Annotated in this window: 12 protein-coding genes; 3 read left to right on the top strand and 9 right to left on the bottom strand. The window is 33.1% G+C overall.

The window, feature by feature from the left end; genetic code table 11:
* Positions 1-111: 111 nt before the first annotated feature.
* The 3 genes from ACRBBL_RS12710 to ACRBBL_RS12700 all read left to right on the top strand — a co-directional run bounded on the left by ACRBBL_RS12710 (position 112) and on the right by ACRBBL_RS12700 (position 3500).
* Entirely contained in the window at positions 112-834 is a 723-nt protein-coding gene (locus ACRBBL_RS12710; protein ID WP_431369435.1) for a head GIN domain-containing protein, read from the top strand.
* A gap of 136 nt (positions 835-970) precedes the next feature.
* The gene (locus ACRBBL_RS12705) at positions 971-2245 is read left to right on the top strand and encodes a hypothetical protein (RefSeq protein ID WP_431369434.1); all 1275 of its coding nucleotides are present in this window, start codon (positions 971-973) and stop codon (positions 2243-2245) included.
* Entirely contained in the window at positions 2232-3500 is a 1269-nt protein-coding gene (locus tag ACRBBL_RS12700; protein WP_431369433.1) for a WG repeat-containing protein, read from the top strand. The genes ACRBBL_RS12705 and ACRBBL_RS12700 overlap by 14 nt, the downstream gene beginning before the upstream one ends.
* Before the next feature lie 142 nt (positions 3501-3642).
* Here ACRBBL_RS12700 and trxB read toward each other — a convergent pair whose 3' ends face one another.
* From trxB to ACRBBL_RS12655, 9 genes are all read right to left on the bottom strand, one after another.
* Positions 3643-4614 (bottom strand): thioredoxin-disulfide reductase, encoded by a 972-nt coding sequence (gene trxB, locus ACRBBL_RS12695; RefSeq protein ID WP_431369432.1) that lies wholly within the window; start codon positions 4612-4614, stop codon positions 3643-3645.
* Positions 4615-4786: 172 nt separating this feature from the next.
* Complete coding sequence (locus tag ACRBBL_RS12690; protein WP_431369431.1) at positions 4787-5059, bottom strand: hypothetical protein; 273 nt, start codon at positions 5057-5059, stop codon at positions 4787-4789.
* 12 nt (positions 5060-5071) lie between these two features.
* Positions 5072-5674, bottom strand: coding sequence for a hypothetical protein (locus ACRBBL_RS12685; protein WP_431369430.1), 603 nt, complete (start codon positions 5672-5674; stop codon positions 5072-5074).
* A gap of 23 nt (positions 5675-5697) precedes the next feature.
* The gene (locus ACRBBL_RS12680; protein ID WP_431369429.1) at positions 5698-6504 is read right to left on the bottom strand and encodes a hypothetical protein; all 807 of its coding nucleotides are present in this window, start codon (positions 6502-6504) and stop codon (positions 5698-5700) included.
* Positions 6505-6776: 272 nt separating this feature from the next.
* Positions 6777-9935, bottom strand: a complete 3159-nt coding sequence (locus ACRBBL_RS12675) for a GEVED domain-containing protein (RefSeq protein WP_431369428.1) — start codon at positions 9933-9935, stop codon at positions 6777-6779.
* A gap of 391 nt (positions 9936-10326) precedes the next feature.
* Positions 10327-11322: a dienelactone hydrolase family protein gene (locus ACRBBL_RS12670; RefSeq protein ID WP_431369427.1), complete on the bottom strand. Its 996-nt coding sequence runs from the start codon at positions 11320-11322 to the stop codon at positions 10327-10329.
* Positions 11323-11436: 114 nt separating this feature from the next.
* The gene (locus ACRBBL_RS12665; protein WP_431369426.1) at positions 11437-13833 is read right to left on the bottom strand and encodes an ABC transporter permease; all 2397 of its coding nucleotides are present in this window, start codon (positions 13831-13833) and stop codon (positions 11437-11439) included.
* Position 13834: 1 nt separating this feature from the next.
* Positions 13835-16252, bottom strand: coding sequence for an ABC transporter permease (locus ACRBBL_RS12660; protein ID WP_431369425.1), 2418 nt, complete (start codon positions 16250-16252; stop codon positions 13835-13837).
* Positions 16253-16289: 37 nt separating this feature from the next.
* Entirely contained in the window at positions 16290-16991 is a 702-nt protein-coding gene (locus ACRBBL_RS12655; RefSeq protein ID WP_431369424.1) for an ABC transporter ATP-binding protein, read from the bottom strand.
* Positions 16992-17010 lie beyond the last annotated feature (19 nt).

The raw sequence follows: 17010 nt of genomic DNA, 5'->3' as shown, positions 1-17010 counted from the left end.
ACAATCCATATTTATTACTACTGAAACTACTCATCATAGTTTTAGTAGTTGGATTGTTTGTAAGTACAAAAACATCAGCAATCAAAAAACATTTTTAAAACACTAACTATTATGATCACCATAGCACGAATTATCGCCATTGCAATTTTAAGTCTACTAATGACTTCCTGCGACTTTAATTTTAGTTCAGGAATTGCAGGTAACCGACATGTGGTTACCGAAGAAAGAGACATTGACGAAGACTTTACAGTTATTAGAGCTTCCGAAGGATTAGACGTATATATTACACAGTCTGAAACTACTTCTATTGAGGTAGAAGCCGATGAAAATGTAATTGACTTAATTGCCACAGATATCAGCAATGGTACATTACGAATTCACGCCAAAAAAAGTATTGGACGTTGCAAGTCTAAAAAAATACGTGTTAGCTTACCTAATATTGACAAAATTGTGAGTAGTAGCGCAGCTGACGTATATGGAACCTCAACAATTTTTGCTGAATCTATTGAAATAGAAAGTTCTAGCAGTTCTGATGTAGAACTAGAAATTGAAGCAGATAATGTAATGTGTACAACTTCTAGTGCAGCAAAGATAAAAATTTCAGGAATTGCAGAATCATTAGAAGCAGACGCAAGCAGTGCAAGCGATATTTATGCAAGAGAATTGACCGTGAAAAATTGTAATGCTACTGCAAGTAGTGCCGCAGATATTACCGTAAATGTAACTGAAAGACTAGTAGCAAATAGTTCTAGTAGCGGTGATGTAAGTTATTATGGAAATCCAGAATCGGTTTCAAAAAACAAATCCTCTGCTGGTGGTATTTATAAAAAATAGTTTAATATTAATTGGATACGCATACAACATCACATCAACCAAACCTACCTAACCCAAAAAAGTCTCGAAGTAATTTCGAGGCTTTTTATTTTTAATATGGTCGTAGAATCTTATTTTGCACTATAAAACTCAACGAATGCCTTTAAAATTACATCATTTCTTAGTATTTATATTCTTTTCATGCTCATACACATCTGCACAAGGTTTACGTGTTGATATTGGCAATAGAAAGCATCCAATAAAGGATATTCATGTCGCTAAAAACCCAGAAACGGACACTCCGAAAACAAAGAAATCATTTAATTTTTACCGCAGACATTTCACAGATTTAATGCACCATCAAGTATTTTATGATGATTATTACTTATTTCATCTTGGTACATCACGCGAATCAGAATGGCATGAATCTAACGACATCGTACTGATGCCAAAACATAATATCGTTTTAACGAAACCAGCTGGCGAACTCAAAATTACTCCTTATGAAATCTTCTTTAGAAATGGCGGATTTACAAAAACGGGCGCAACAAAAATTATTCACGGGCAAAAAGTAGATAGATATAGCATTACACCTTCATTTTTAAACATGGAAATTTGGGTGGGTAAAAGTGATCGAAATAATCGAATTACTGACTTGTTACGCAGTTTTGGACTTATGAATACTATTCCAAAAGATGAAAAAGTAATTGCAATCGTACACAATGGAGCTGAAGTTGATGTAGCATTTGTACGCTATCAAGAACAAAGCAAGCGATGGTTAAAAGCCGAGTTTGAAAGATTTATGAATACTTCGGGTGTAGTACAAATACAAAAAGACAACTGCGAAGCAGAAAGAAAACTTAACGATATTGAAATTAGTGAGTTGCCAAAAATCCCTTCAACTGCAACCTTTTTATACAAAACAAAGTATATTTCGACTTTTGAAGAACTTAGCTTTGACAAGCAAGTAAGAAAAGATACAACTACTGGATATTGGAATGCTAAAGAGAATATATTTTTACAGATGTACGATCCTACAGATAAAATAGGTGACAAATTTCTTTTTTTTCGAGATTTGAAAATAGCGGTACTTGGACCAATAATTAACGATTCATTCCAAGTGACAAAAGCTAAAAAACAATATGTAAATGATAATTGCGATGATTATAGCACGCCAATGTTACTGCATAAAAAAATGCAAAATGGTCGTGAGTTGAGTACATATATGTTTATTAACAAATCAGAAAATGGGCTTTATACAATTGTCATGGATGAAAAATTAGCAATTGACACAAGCTACTTATTTTACAAATTCAATTTACCGAAAGGTGAAGTTTTAAAATCGGAGGCGTTTACACAGCATTATCGATATACTACTGAACTAAGTACCGTTAAAACCTCTAAAAAAATTACACTTGATGTCAAAAATTAAACATATAACACTACTTAGTATATTGTTGAGTTTCACGATGTCAATGGCTCAGAATGATATTCTTATTCCCAACAGAGTTGGCTCAAAATGGGGATTTAAAACCATGGACGGAAAGGTAAAAGTAAAAGCGGTATACGATAGCGTTTCACACTTTACTCATTATATTGAAAAGAAAAAATCTGTACAACTCGCTAAAGTCAAACGAAACGGATTTTGGGGATTGGTAAATACAGATGGTAAGTTGATGGTTCCAACAAAATACAAGCAATTAGATGAAGTAAAAATACATCACAATCCTAATTATTACATCGCACAAGATAAAAAGGGGAAGTTTGCCATTTTGCATCAAGAAAAATTTCTGACAAAGTTTATCTACGACACGCTCGATTATCGTTACGATTATGTTGCAGCGCAGAAAAAGGGTAAAATTGGAATTCTAGAACTTTCTGGCAACGTAAAAATCCCGGTGAAATATGATCAAATTATTTTTGTAGCCGAATTTCGATCTACTGCAAATTTGGAAGATGGTTGGAAAATGCTCAATGATGAAATTGTACATGAGAACGCAAATATTCATATTAAATTTCCTAAAACACTCAACCGTAACGAAGCTTTTTGTATCTGGAGTGTGAGTGACTCAAAAGAAACCAAGTATATTATTACAGAGGAATTTTACGGATTATTCACCTCAAAATTATCCAAACTAAAGAGCGAACAGTATGAAGAAACTGTGATGGAGTCTGCTAGAAGAGATATGGATTCTATATATGAAAAACGGTATAACACACTATCCAATGAAGGATACTCTTTTCAAGAAAATTATTATGTGTATGATCGATTCTATACATTTACAAAAGGGAATAACTCTTTGTTAGGTGTGTACGATTTAGAAGGGAATCGCGAAATTGTCCCACCAGAATACGAGTATATTAAAACATCTGACTATCTATACAAAGATTATTTTGTAGTCGAAAATGATAAAAAATACGGATTGTTTGATGCAAATGGTACGCAAATATTTCCTACTTATTATGACAAATTCGAAAATGAGGAAAATGTCTTTATCTTTAAAAAAGACAATCTTGCTACATTTTATGCCACAAAAACTAAGAAAAAATCTTTGGGCGATTATGAATTTTTAGAAGCTGTTCCCTATTTTGAATATCAAAAAAATCAACAAACGCTTATTAAAGTAAAAAAATATGGAGTTGTCTTTTATTTAGACACTAACATGCATGAATATTATTCGAAATAAGAACAGCTAAGTTTTCATCAAGACAAAAATTAGTCAATAAAAAAACCGCGTAAATATGAATCTTACGCGGTTTTATATATTTTAATTTAGTTTGATAGTAAATCTACAATCGTAAATCGTAAATCGTACATCTAAAATCATTTTACGCTTCTACTACATCTTCTACAGAAGCTAAATAACGCTCTGCATCTAATGCTGCCATACAACCTGTTCCTGCCGCTGTAACTGCCTGACGATATTCTTTATCTTGCACGTCTCCTGCTGCAAATACTCCTGGTAGATTTGTTTTAGTAGATTTTGCTCCTGTGATTAAATATCCTGTCTCATCCATATCTAAAATTCCTTTAAACATGTCTGTATTTGGTTTATGTCCAATAGCAATAAAAACTCCTGTAACAGGAATTTCGTGCTTTTCTTTCGTTTGATTGTTTACTACACGAACACCTTCAACAACCATATTTCCTAATACCTCATCTAATTCAGTATTGTACAATACATCTAAGTTTTCAGTAGCATTTACACGGTGTTGCATTGCTTTACTAGCACGCATTTCGTCTTTACGAACAAGCATCGTTACTTTTTTACAAAGTTTTGCTAAGTATGTAGCTTCTTCTGCAGCAGTATCTCCACCACCAACAACAATTACATCTTGTCCTTTATAAAAGAATCCGTCACAAGTAGCACATGCAGAAACACCACCACCTTTTAAACGTTCTTCACTTTCCAATCCTAAATATTTAGCAGAAGCTCCTGTAGAAATAATAACTGATTTTGCTAAGAACTCTTGTTCTCCGTTTCCATCATCTACATAAACTTTATGAATTCCTCCTACTTCTTTTGAAAAATCTACACGAGTTGCATATCCAAAACGTACATCTGTTCCAAAACGAGTTGCTTGATTTTTTAAATCTTCCATCATAGCAGTTCCGTCAGTTCCTTGCGGATATCCTGGAAAGTTATCAACTTCTGTTGTTGTTGTTAATTGGCCACCTGGTTCCATTCCTGTGTACATTACAGGGTTCATATCAGCTCTGGCTGCATAAATTGCGGCTGTATAACCTGCTGGTCCACTTCCTATTATTAAACAATCTAATGCTGTATTTGTATCTGACATAATTCTTTTTTCTAATTATTAAACGCTTTTTAACAAAAGTAGGTTTTTCTGTGAATTCCTTACATAAAATTTATCAACAAAATTTTCTAAGTGTTTGATATCTTTTTCACTAAAAAAAGCAACAACATATAAAATATGTTATTGCTTTGCGAATATATTTCCTTTTTATGTCTTAAACAATCCTGTTTGCCAAACTTACTAAAAAGCTAACTCCATTGTCAATATTGGCAATTGCGTCTGCTTTTGCTGAGTTTGAAGCTGCTGCATCATTGATTTCTTTTAGAACTTTGATTGCATTAGCATTTGAAATTTTACTTTCAGCTATGAACTGATCTATTTCTGCAATACTCATACGTGTCAAACTTGCAATTGTTGTATTGAATTCTGCATCCGTTTGATCTGCGGCTTCATTTGCTAAGTTGTCCCAATTTATATTATCACTCATACGTTATCGATTTTAGTTGTTTCCGTTAATTGCTGATTTTACCTTTAATAATTTATCAAAACCATTTCCTGTTTTAATAAGCAAACTATCTAAATGACCTGCTATTTGTCCAACATTAATGTTGGTCTTTGTGAGGCTTTGTATTTGTGCCAACGTATTTGCTTCAGATTGTTTTAATTTTACCGCAGAACTGATTAAGTTTTGCAATGTACTACTTGCTTGTTGATAGTTTGCATAACTTTCATTGAGTGATGTAATAACTTGAGTTCGTTGCGTATCAAGTAATCCTTGAAGTGAATCGCGTTTTCTATTGATAACTGGCATCACACTTTTTAAAATATTTGGCAATTCTGCACTTATATCTGTTCCAGGTGGAATTTTTGATTCGAAATTTGTGACGAATTTTGGAATGTATTGATTGTTGATAAAATCATTCACTTTATCTTTTCGTTCATCAAATAGTTGATTTACCAACGCTATATTCAATTGATGCATTGAGCCAGCTTCCGCTATTACTTCTTGTGATAAAGTTGCTGTAGATGCTGGAATGGAAGCACATGAAACAACTCCAATAAAGATAGCTACGGTTAGCAAAGTTTTTATAATTAATTTCATTTATATATTATTTAATTAAAAAATTAGTCGTTGTCTGATGTAAAAACAGCTTTGATTTTATTGATAATTCCTTGTAATACACTAAAAATTGCATCCGAAGAAAATCCTCCAACAAGTGCTAATACACTGCTATTGAAAACGGTTAAACTGTTTCCATCATTATAGGTAGATACGATTTCTGATAAAATTAATCCAGACATAATTCCTAGTACAATCAAACCTACGTAATAGATAGATTGTTCAGGCATTAAGGTTCCTTTTTGAATTCCTTCACTGACACTTTTCAATAAGTAAAAGATAACTCCTAAACCTGAAGTAGCACATAAAAATAGTAAATTTAATAGTAATGGTGTACCATGGTTTGACAATACGCCTTTAGCCAGCGATGCATTGTCTACTTGATTTGACAGTGAAGTTCCTATAAAAAGTGCCAAGAAAAGTAATGCTAATATGATTAAATTTCGAATAATTGGCAATCTGCTAAATATGGTTACACTGTGTTCTTCTGCGTTTAATCGATTTAAATATTTAATTGATTTTGGTGTCGCAGGAGCAATATTTTTTGCAAGAATATTATGCGCATTGATTAAATCGTCTAAATTATCGCTTTCAATCAAAGGATTCAATTCGGTATTGATCACTTTCCCGTTTCGCATCGCAAACGCAAGCATATTCTCTAATTCTTGTTTTATTTGAACCATGAGCTCATTAGAAACACCTTTCGAAATACCTTTTGGCGGTACATTTGCAGTTTCCTTAGGCTTAATTGGCGTTGAAGGTTTTGGTGTTGGATCTGGGTTTGGTTTTGGTGTCGGGTTTGAGGTTGACATAATTAATATGGTTTTGACAGTTTTACCAAACATACAATATTAAACGCGTATTTGAAAGTAGCATAAATACGCATTTTAAAATCAAGTGTTTGTACGTAGTTTTTTATGTTTGATTCATCACTTTTCTTTTTTCTGCTTTTTGATTTTTTTAAAATATCGTTTTAACATCTTGAATTCTTATATTAATTATGAAAAAGAGTGTATAAAAAAAGCCGTTTCAATACGTATTGAAACGGCTTCATTTTTAATTTTATTAGTATGCTTTTTAATGCTTATTTTCTAACAAATCTTTTTGTTACCATCGTGTCTCCTGAAACAAATCTTATAAAGTAAGTTCCGGATGCAAAATTAGAAACATCAATACTTGCATCATTATCAAGTCCTTTAATTTCTTTAACTAACATTCCAAAAGCAGAAAATATTTTTACAGTATCTACTTCTAAACCTGAAGTATTCTTAATGTTAAGAGTTCCTTGCGTTGGATTCGGATAGAGTGTAAAGCCATCCTCTTCTTCAGTACTAAGTTCATGCGTATCTATTGTTGGTTGACGCGTTTCTTTAGTAACACGTTTCGTAGTATTCGCGATACGACTTGTACTTGCATTACCTGTTATCGTTACCGCATCAATATAAACACGATCTCCATTTCCACTGGCGTCACATCTAAATCTAAAACGTGCATTGGAATTCAAGTTGTAGTCTGCTGCGCTTAATGTCACCGTAGATGTATAGAATAAGTCATTTTCAAACTCTGATCCACGCGCCCAAGTAGCCGCTGTTTGCCATCCAGAACCATCGTTGTACTGAAGCCAGAAATCTTCATTATTTTCCATACTATTTGGGAAGAAGAAAAATTCAACACTAACCGAACCATAACTAGACAAATCGAATGTTTCCGATGTCATTGTAGAACTGTTTGTGTTATCTCTTAATCTAATAGAGTAACTTCCTTCATAAGAACGTGTTCCAGCATAGCGGAAACTATCGCTTCCTCCATCAACCCAATTATCCCATCCAGTTTCGAAGAAACCTTCATGAATTACAACAGGTCCTGTAGAACAAGGATCACAGAACGAACCTCCACAGTCAATACCTTCTTCATCTCCATTTTGAATACCATCATCACATGTTGGTCCACCTGTTCCATCTTGTAACACAACTGTATAATCTTCTACTTCACCATAGGTAAAGGTTTCACAAGGTCCTGGTATTCCATTATACTTTAAAGACACACGCATTCTGGTTGCTCCGCTAGTTGCAGAAGAAGGAACTGTAAAGCTACCACTTACAGGTGTATTTGTAGTTGGTGCTTGTGTCCAAACCTGCTCTCCCGAATCTGTAAAATCACCATCTTGATTGTAATCAATCCAAACAGCATATCCTTCACTATAAATAGTTCCTGTCCACGTTGGTGTCACCGTTATTGTATATTGTGAAGCTTTGTCAAGTGTTGTTGAAATACCAGTAAAATCAGTATAGAATTGAGCTCCAGATGAGTTGTCTATCGTATTTAATTGTACACGACCAATAAATTCATCATTGATATTTGTACTTGCAGAATCACAGTAATTTATTTGTACATCTAAAGTTACAACTGTAACTGTATTGCTATTTCCTGAAGTATTTCCTGCTCCATCTTTTGCTACTACATAAAAGTCATAGCTCGTTAATGCTGTTAAGCCAGTTACTGTATATGTTGTTCCAGAAGCTGTTCCGACTAAATTACCATCTTGATAAACATCATATCCAGCAATACCCACATTATCTGTAGAAGCTGTCCATGATAAATTTGTAGTCGTATCTGTTGTATTAGATGCAGACAAGTTTGTTGGTGTCGTTGGCGCTTCTGTATCTGGCGGTCCAACTTCAATTTTAAATGCTGCTACATGACTTTTTCTAACATTATTTGGTCCTTTCATATATTCAGCAATGTGCCAGAAAGTCATATCATCAGTTGGGTCTACAGTTAACTGAGCATAATCTCCATAACGTCCATCTCCTCTATTATTTTGTGCATCTCCATCCACAATATTTTGTTCTGCTATTGTCATTGTCCCTAACGGATCGGATACTTGACGACCTGTATAACGTAATGAAGTGTATACAGTACTACTTACAATAGTATACGCAAGTCCTATATTTCCTTGTGCATCCATACTGATACTACCGCAAAAAGTACTATAGTTTGGTTGCGAATACGTTCCTTCTTGATAAATTGTCCAAGGCTGACCATCGGCAGTTTGTCTTAATTCGTACCATCGAATTCCTGCTTTACTATCATTTCCACTTACATCTACGGCAAAGTTCATCACAGCAGAATTGTAAGAGCCAAAGCGTCTGTAATTTGTCATATACATCATTGTTGCTTGTAGTGCATCAATATCAGGTCCATTTCCTGGTTCGTCTAGATTTTGGAATGATCCATTGTCAAATACAGAATCGTACGGTGCTGTATTGATAATCTGAGGCGATGATATAGAAGAGTTACTTGGCGTATTCCAATCTACACTAACATTCCATATTTTTAAATGATCTTGTGAAATACCTGACCAAGCATCATCTTGTAAATACACTATAGGTTGAGGCGTTCCAACTGGCGGTAAGTTTGGTCCGATACAGTTAAATCCTCCTGGACTATAAAAACCACTAGTTGCTGCGCTTGGAAGCGGAAATCCTACTATTTGAGCATTCGCATTTCCAGCTATCATTTCATCTCTTTCTAGTGCATATATAACATCATTGTTACTAGGATTTCCTGAATCTTTATTTGCCGTGATATAATATCCATCACTCCATACAGACATTTTTTCATAATCAGGAAAAGATCCTGTATTGAAACGATATGTGTACCAGCCATCATTTACTGGGTCTGGTCCTTGACAAACAGCGATTAAGATTCCATTTGGCGTATCACTAAATTGCATGATGATAAAACGATCTGCATAACGATCATATACTACTACAGGATCACCAAGGTCTTCATTAGGAAATAATGTTGCTAGTGAAGCTTCTGGAACTAATACATTCCCTGATCTATCCAAAATACCGAATCCAGAGTTGAATGCATACACATAATGATTTGGTCCAATTGCGCCCGTAGGATCATTAAGGACTGTTCCTGTGTGCGCAGGAAAATCTACTGTTGGTGCTCTACCCGCAGCTTTGGGAACATTTAATTGTTGTTGAATTAATGGATCGCGTCCAATAGGAAGTCCTTTACCTTCAACAAATGTGTTAGTCCCTCTTCGTTTCGGAGGTGCAACATGTTCTTGTCCTTTTGCCGCAATGATGTTATCCATTTTGGACAACGCTGGGACTTCTACCATGTAAGCTGCCTTGGCTGTAGATGTTGCCTTTAAGGAGCCTTGTTTCTGAGCCTGAGCGGTAAAAATACCCATCAAAAACAACAATAATAAATAATTTGTTTTCATAATTTTAGGTTAAATTTGGTTATGGTTAATATTTGGTAACATTTGTTTGTTTTAAAACAAATGCTGCTCTAATTTAAGCATTTTTTAACAGAAAAACTTATTTTTCCCACAATAAAGGTAAGCTCTTCACGTAATTCAATCAACAAAAAACAGCTCGTATCTAAGGTTATTATTACAGAAACTACTATCATTTATATAGAAAATAATAGCTAAAATTTCTTACTCAAAAAAAGTATATACATTTTATTAAAGGAAAGCTTTCCTAAAATATTCGAAAAAGTAAAATCCCACAGGTTTGTGAATGCTTCACAAACCTGTGGGATTTAAATTTTGATTTTGGTATTCAATTTATACTTACTAAACTGCAATTTTTATACAGTGTTCGTATACTTTATTTTTCATTTACCCAATTTAAAAAATCTTTAAAAACATCGTTCCAATGCTCTTCAAACTTTCCAGCTTCTATTTCTTTTCCAAATCCGTGATCTAAGTATGGATAGACTTTGAACGTCAAATTATCTTTTTGTTTCCTTATAAACTCTATCGGGATTAAGTAAGCTGATTCAAGTGCTACAGCTTGATCTTTTGTTCCTATGGCAACAAATATAGGTTTAGAAATCTGTATGAGGTTATCAATTGGCGGTTCTGAAAAAGTACTCCATCGATTGTAACTATTATTTTTACCCGCCCAAAATTTATCTGTCGATTTTGGATCAGCCATTATCTTTTTTAAATCTTCTAAAATTGAATTTATTTCTTTCAATCCTTCTTCTTCGCTAATTTGTCCTTTATCTATTTCCTTTCTTACGAAAGTAATGAAATCAATAAATTGTGTATTTCCTCCGCCAGACAAATACCCAAAGTGCGTAATATCTTTATTTATTGTTCCTAACTTAGCTATTACATCACTTCCTTCCGAATGTCCAAGCGCGATAATTTTCTTAAACTGATTCTTATAGGTATCTGTTAAATTATTAATTACTTGGTCGGCTTGGAAAGTTCGATACTCTAATGTTTGATTTTCATAATATGATTTTGGAATTGAAAACTTTTCATCCCATTTTGTTAAAAAAGGAATTCCTTTTTTTGATATTACTACAAATAAGCAGTCATCAGGTACTAGGTTAAAATCGATTGGAATGATTGTTTTAATATACTTTTTTCCATTTTTTTTAATTGTTTTATAAAGAGATTTAGCTCTTGAACCTTGAACATATAACAAAAGTGTTTTTGTTGAACTGATAGGTTTTTTTGAATAGGTATGATAATTTATTGTATCATTATTTATAATAATAGAATTATGTTTAAATGTTTCTACTTCTTTCATTGTCTGTCCAAAAGAGGAAAAACCAATGGTTAAAAATAGAAGTACGGTGAATAATCTCATGCTCGTTTTATTTACTTTTTTTATTAAAAAAAGGTATGTTATGAATTTTGTGAGGTTTTCGTTTTTTCAAATGTGTGTTAACTAAAAAATACTCTTAGTCACGTTTTCAACACATTATTCGAATTTTAAATATTTGATTAAATCAACTTTAGTGGCATTAAACGCTTTGATACCAACCACTACAAATACTAGAATTAATAGTATGATTGGCGCAACAATAAACGGCCACCAAGGCATGTCTATTCTATATGCGAAGTTGTCTAACCAGTTTTGCATTAAATAGTATGCAATTGGCAATAGAATGATAACTGCAATTCCTGTAATTTTGATGAAACTTTTAACGAGCTGCACTATGATTTCTTTGACAGATGCGCCCAATGTTTTTCTGATAGCAACTTCTTTTAAACGCTGCTGAATGGTAAGTGTTGCCAGAGCAAACAATCCAAGTAATGCGATAAATATGACAACTAATGTTAAAATAAAAAATAGTGTTTGTTGCTTTTTATAAATGTCATGTGTTTTACTGTAGTATTGATCTAAGTAATAAAAAGAAAATGGGTAACCAGGCTCTAATTCGGTAGTCCAAAAACGTTCTATTTCTGCTAAAGCTTCTTGTTTTTTTCCTTCTTTTATTTTGAATTGAACTGTGCTCATGGCGCCACGAACCCAATCGAAACCTGTGTAATACATGAAAAATGCTGGTCTGATTTCTTTGTCTAATCCTGCAATGTGATAATCTTTTACAACTCCTACAACGTTGAACTTTTTCCCATCGATTCCTACTTCTTTGTTCAAAGGGTCATTTGCGATTCCTAAACGTTTGGCTGCCGTTTCATTAAAAATAATACTGTTTATAGTGTCTGAAGCAAAGTCTTTTGAAAAGTAACGTCCTTTGGCAATTTTTGTATTGATCATTTCCAAGTGTCCAAAATCTAAAGGAATGAATTTTACATCAACAACAATGTCTTTATGAGTAACATCTAAAGATATATCATTGTCAGCACCTGGTACTAAAAACGTAGAGGAAATACCTTCTATATTCGGATTGTTTAAAAATACATTTTGAATCAAGTTATATTGTTTGCTTCTACTCGTTTGCGAATCATTAAACTCAACTACCAAAATTTCTTCTCCCGAAAATCCTAAATCTTTGGAACTCATATACTCTACTTGTGCATATACGACCAATCCACCAATAAAGAAGAATCCTGAAATTACAAACTGTAAACCTAGCATTACATTTCGCACCAAAATCATACTTCCGCTTCTTGAAAAGTTTCCTTTTAAAACACTTATTGTTTTAAAATTTGACACATATAATGCTGTAATAAAACCAATAATTGCAGCGATTCCAATAGCTAATAAAATTACTTGTACAATGATGGTTGTATTGTTTAATGTTAAATTTTTATTGATAAATACATTAAAAATTGGCAGCAATAATTCTACAATAATCAAGGCAAGGAAAACGGCTATAATTCCTTGTATTACAATTTCTAAAATAAATTGCATTTGTAATCCAATTTTAGAAACACCTAAGGTTTTCTTTACGCCAACTTCTTTTGCACGTTGACTTGCCGAAGCTATGGATAGATTTATAAAGTTAATACTAGATATGATAATGATCAGTATTGACAAACTCAACATGATAATTAATAATGAGTAATTTCCTTTTCCTTCCAACATACCATCATCACCTTGTCCATGTAATCGTAAGTCCGCTAGCTTTTCTAACATTGGATACGAACCTTGCATAGACACATAATCATCTACTGTAATTCCTTGTGATGCTGCTTCTTTTTGATAATATCTATCTACATATACATCGTAAATTTTCTTTTCAACCAATCCTAGATCAGTTCCTACTGGAATTTTATAAAAAGTATACACTCCGTATCCGCCCCAATTTCTACTTTTCGTAATAGGCTTGTGTATTATCGCGTTTGGCAAATACACAGAAGGCTTTTTCAACTCATATACTCCAGTAACAATGTATTCTTTTTTTCCATATTTGATTGTTTTTCCAACCGACTCTTTATCTCCAAATAATTGTTTTTCAAGATCTGTAGAGAGTACAATAGTATTTTTTGTTGCCAAAATTGTTTCTGGATCTCCTTTTACAATCGTATGTGGAAAAAATTCAAAAAAGTTTGCATTGGCACGTCCAATTTTAGTTTCATAGATCGACTGGTCTTTGTAACGTAATATTTGACTATCATAACTAGAATGCACTGCACAATAATCTGTTACTTCTGGGACAACTTCTTTTACTGTTTTCCCTTCCGGATTTGTTGCGCCGTCATAAATTTGTCCGTCTCCCCATTTGTGTGCTATTTTGTATACAATGTCTTTTTGTGTATTCCACTGATCGTAACTTTTTTCATCGTTATAATACAGCAATACAATAATCAATCCTACCAATCCGAGCGTTAAACCACTGATATTAATTGTAGTATTGAGCCAGTTCTTTTTACTATTTCTAAAGAATAATTTTAGCCAAGTTTTCAACATCTTATTCGAATTTTAAGTATTTGATTAAATCAATTTTTGTGGCATTAACTGCCTTTACTCCTACCACTGTAAACACAAGGATTACTAGTACTATTGGCGTTAAAATGTATGGCCAAATAGGCATATTGATACGATATACAAAGTTCTCTAGCCAGTTTTGCATAAAGTAGTATGCAATAGGAATTAGAATAACAGAAGCGATCACTGTAATTTTTAAAAAGCTTTTTACGAGTTGAAAAATTATTTCTTTGACAGATGCACCAAGCGTTTTACGAATGGCAACTTCTTTTAAACGTTGCTGAATGGTTAATGTAGCCAAAGCAAACAATCCAAGTAATGAAACCATAATTACAATACTTGTTAGTATAAAGAATAAGGTTTGTTGTTTTTCATACTTTTTATAAGTTCTGGCAAATCGCTTATCGACAAATACAGGATTAAAAGGATAGCCTTGTTCTATATTTTCATTCCAATACTCTTCAATAAAGTCTAAGGTTTCTTCTACATTATCAGGTTTTATTTTAAACTGAATTGTCCAGAAGTTTTGTTTCATCCAATCAAAACTATTCCAATGCATAAAGACCGTTGGTGGAATTTTGCCATCTAATCCTGTAATATGATAATCTTTAACCATACCAACTACCTCTAAATTTTTACCGTCATTATTGTCTCCCTGAAAACCTGCGCTCAATTTTTTCCCAATAGGGTCATCGTAAATATGTAATGCTTTGGCTAATGTTTCATTTATTAGCACATTTTTTGTTGTATCGGATGCAATTTCTTCTTTCAATTCTCGCCCTTTTACAAGCTTAATATTCATGACATCTAAGTAATTATAATCTATTGCATTGGCGTTAGTTTGTACCGAAATGTCTTTATAATTAAAGTTTGTTGAGTTAGAACTTCCGCCTCCAATAATAAAAGAGTTACTTGTAACAGTTTCAATATTAGGATGCTTTACCAACTCATTTTTTGCTAGTAAATAGTTTTTGTAACGATCTTTATATTTATTCATAGAAACCATCACAACCTGATCGCCTTTAAAACCAAGATCTTTTTCTATCATATATCCAACTTGCTTGTTGATAATGATTGATCCCGTAAGGAAAAAACCTGAAATCAAAAATTGAATTCCCAGCATAATGTTTCTTGCCAGCACGCCTTTTTTACTTCTTGAAATATTCCCTTTTAAAACTTCTACCGATTTAAATTTTGATAGATATAACGCAGGAATAATTCCGATAAGTAATGAAATCACAATAGCTAACAATGCTACTTTCACCAATAAATCGATCTCTAAAATGGAGATTTCTTTATCCATAAATTCATTAAAATACGGTAAAAGAAGTTCCACAAATAATAAAGAAAGTAGAAAAGCTATAAAGCTTTGCAAAACTATCTCTAAAGCATATTGTCTAACTAAAGTTGCTTTAGATAAGCCAAATGTTTTCTTTACGCCTACTTCTTTGGCTCTTTGCGTTGCTGAAGCTATGGATAGATTGATAAAGTTTACACAAGAAATTATAATTAATAAAACGGACAACGATAACATAATAAGTATCAACTGATAATTTCCGCTTCCTTCTGGTCCAGCATCATCTGAAATTGTTTTTAATCGAATATCTTCTATTGCTTCAAAAACAGGAGTTGTTCCATATTTCTCCATAAATTTTTCTGGAGTAATTCCATCTCTTTTCGAAGAAGGCAATACTTCATTTTCGTACCAAACTGCCAAGGCTTTTTCTTCTAAATCTGCCAAATTTGGATTTTCAACTGTCTTTACAAATAATGCTTTTGAAAAATTTCCCCAACGTATATCTAATGGCTGTTTTTTATATTGAAGTACCATTTCGGGCATGAAATAATGTTTTCCTTCAATCTTATAAACCGTAGTAATAGTGTATATTCTGCCTGATACATCAATCGATTTCCCTATCGCAGATTCCTTTCCAAAAAAGATCTTTGCTTGCTTCTCAGAAAGTGCTGCATTATTTCGTGTTTGCTTGAATGTCTCTGTGTTTCCTTCTACAATTTTAAAAGAAAAGAAATCAAAGAAATTAGGTTCTCCCTTTAGTATATCTCTAGTGTATAATTCTTTGTCACCTACTTTAACTAAGCTATTCTCATACCAACTATCACTTAAATAATAGTCTTTAATCTCTGGAATGTCTTCTTTATATTTTGGTCCTTCTACATTGGTACTCGTTGCCCAAACATCTCCGTCAGACATTTTATGAATTACTCTAAATATTTCGTTTTTATCGGGATTCGTCTTATTGTAACTCAATTCGTCATTGAAATACAATAACACAATAAGCAAACCTGCAAAACCAAGTGTTAATCCCAAGATATTGACTACGACATTGAGCCAATTCTTTTTGCTGTTTCTAAAAAATAATTTTAACCACGTTCGTAACATAAGTGTTGTTCTTTGATTGATGAATGATTGACTTTTGTTACTGAACTAGCACGTCTATGTCACGTGTGTTTGTTTTTTCTGAAATGATTTCGCCATCTTTCATCATCACAATTCTGCTTGAAAATTGCGCATCGTATGAAGAATGCGTCACCATAATAATTGTAGATCCTGAAGCGTGTAATTCTGCTAATAATTCCATTACTTCATTACCATTTTTACTATCCAAGTTTCCTGTTGGCTCATCGGCTAAAATCAACTTCGGATTGGTCACTAAAGCTCTCGCTACCGCAACACGTTGTTGTTGTCCTCCAGATAATTGCAATGGAAAATGTTTAGCTCTGTGTGCAATTCCGATACGTTCCATAATTTCGAAAACTCGTTTTTTGCGTTCGCTTGATGGTACTTTGTTGTAAATTAATGGCAATTCGATGTTTTCATATACAGAAAGTTCATCAATAAGATTGAAATTTTGAAATACAAATCCAATGTTTGCTTTGCGCAATAAGGCACGCTGCTTTTCGCTGTATTTTGCAACTTCTGTTTCTGCAAATAAATAACTTCCTGAAGTTGGTGCATCTAGTAATCCGATGATGTTTAATAAGGTAGATTTTCCACAACCCGAAGTTCCCATAATGGACACAAATTCACCTTCTTTTACGGTTAGGTTCAATTTGTGAATTGCTGTTGTTTCTACTTCTTCTGTTCTGTAAACTTTCGATAAATCTGATAATGTAATCATTGTTCGTTTTTTGTTGATT

Source organism: Kordia sp., from assembly GCF_050633145.1.
Classification (GTDB): domain Bacteria; phylum Bacteroidota; class Bacteroidia; order Flavobacteriales; family Flavobacteriaceae; genus Kordia.
Note: the sequence above shows the minus strand (reverse complement) of the source record. Positions and strands in the feature narration are given on the sequence as shown.

Bases quoted from the DNA above. Each gene is read 5' to 3' on its own strand.
- ACRBBL_RS12710 (WP_431369435.1), top strand. From the start codon at position 112: ATGATCACCATAGCACGAATTATCGCCATTGCAATTTTAAGTCTACTA.
- ACRBBL_RS12705 (WP_431369434.1), top strand. From the start codon at position 971: ATGCCTTTAAAATTACATCATTTCTTAGTATTTATATTCTTTTCATGC.
- ACRBBL_RS12700 (WP_431369433.1), top strand. From the start codon at position 2,232: ATGTCAAAAATTAAACATATAACACTACTTAGTATATTGTTGAGTTTC.
- trxB (WP_431369432.1), bottom strand. From the start codon at position 4,614: ATGTCAGATACAAATACAGCATTAGATTGTTTAATAATAGGAAGTGGA.
- ACRBBL_RS12690 (WP_431369431.1), bottom strand. From the start codon at position 5,059: ATGAGTGATAATATAAATTGGGACAACTTAGCAAATGAAGCCGCAGAT.
- ACRBBL_RS12685 (WP_431369430.1), bottom strand. From the start codon at position 5,674: ATGAAATTAATTATAAAAACTTTGCTAACCGTAGCTATCTTTATTGGA.
- ACRBBL_RS12680 (WP_431369429.1), bottom strand. From the start codon at position 6,504: ATGTCAACCTCAAACCCGACACCAAAACCAAACCCAGATCCAACACCA.
- ACRBBL_RS12675 (WP_431369428.1), bottom strand. From the start codon at position 9,935: ATGAAAACAAATTATTTATTATTGTTGTTTTTGATGGGTATTTTTACC.
- ACRBBL_RS12670 (WP_431369427.1), bottom strand. From the start codon at position 11,322: ATGAGATTATTCACCGTACTTCTATTTTTAACCATTGGTTTTTCCTCT.
- ACRBBL_RS12665 (WP_431369426.1), bottom strand. From the start codon at position 13,833: ATGTTGAAAACTTGGCTAAAATTATTCTTTAGAAATAGTAAAAAGAAC.
- ACRBBL_RS12660 (WP_431369425.1), bottom strand. From the start codon at position 16,252: ATGTTACGAACGTGGTTAAAATTATTTTTTAGAAACAGCAAAAAGAAT.
- ACRBBL_RS12655 (WP_431369424.1), bottom strand. From the start codon at position 16,991: ATGATTACATTATCAGATTTATCGAAAGTTTACAGAACAGAAGAAGTA.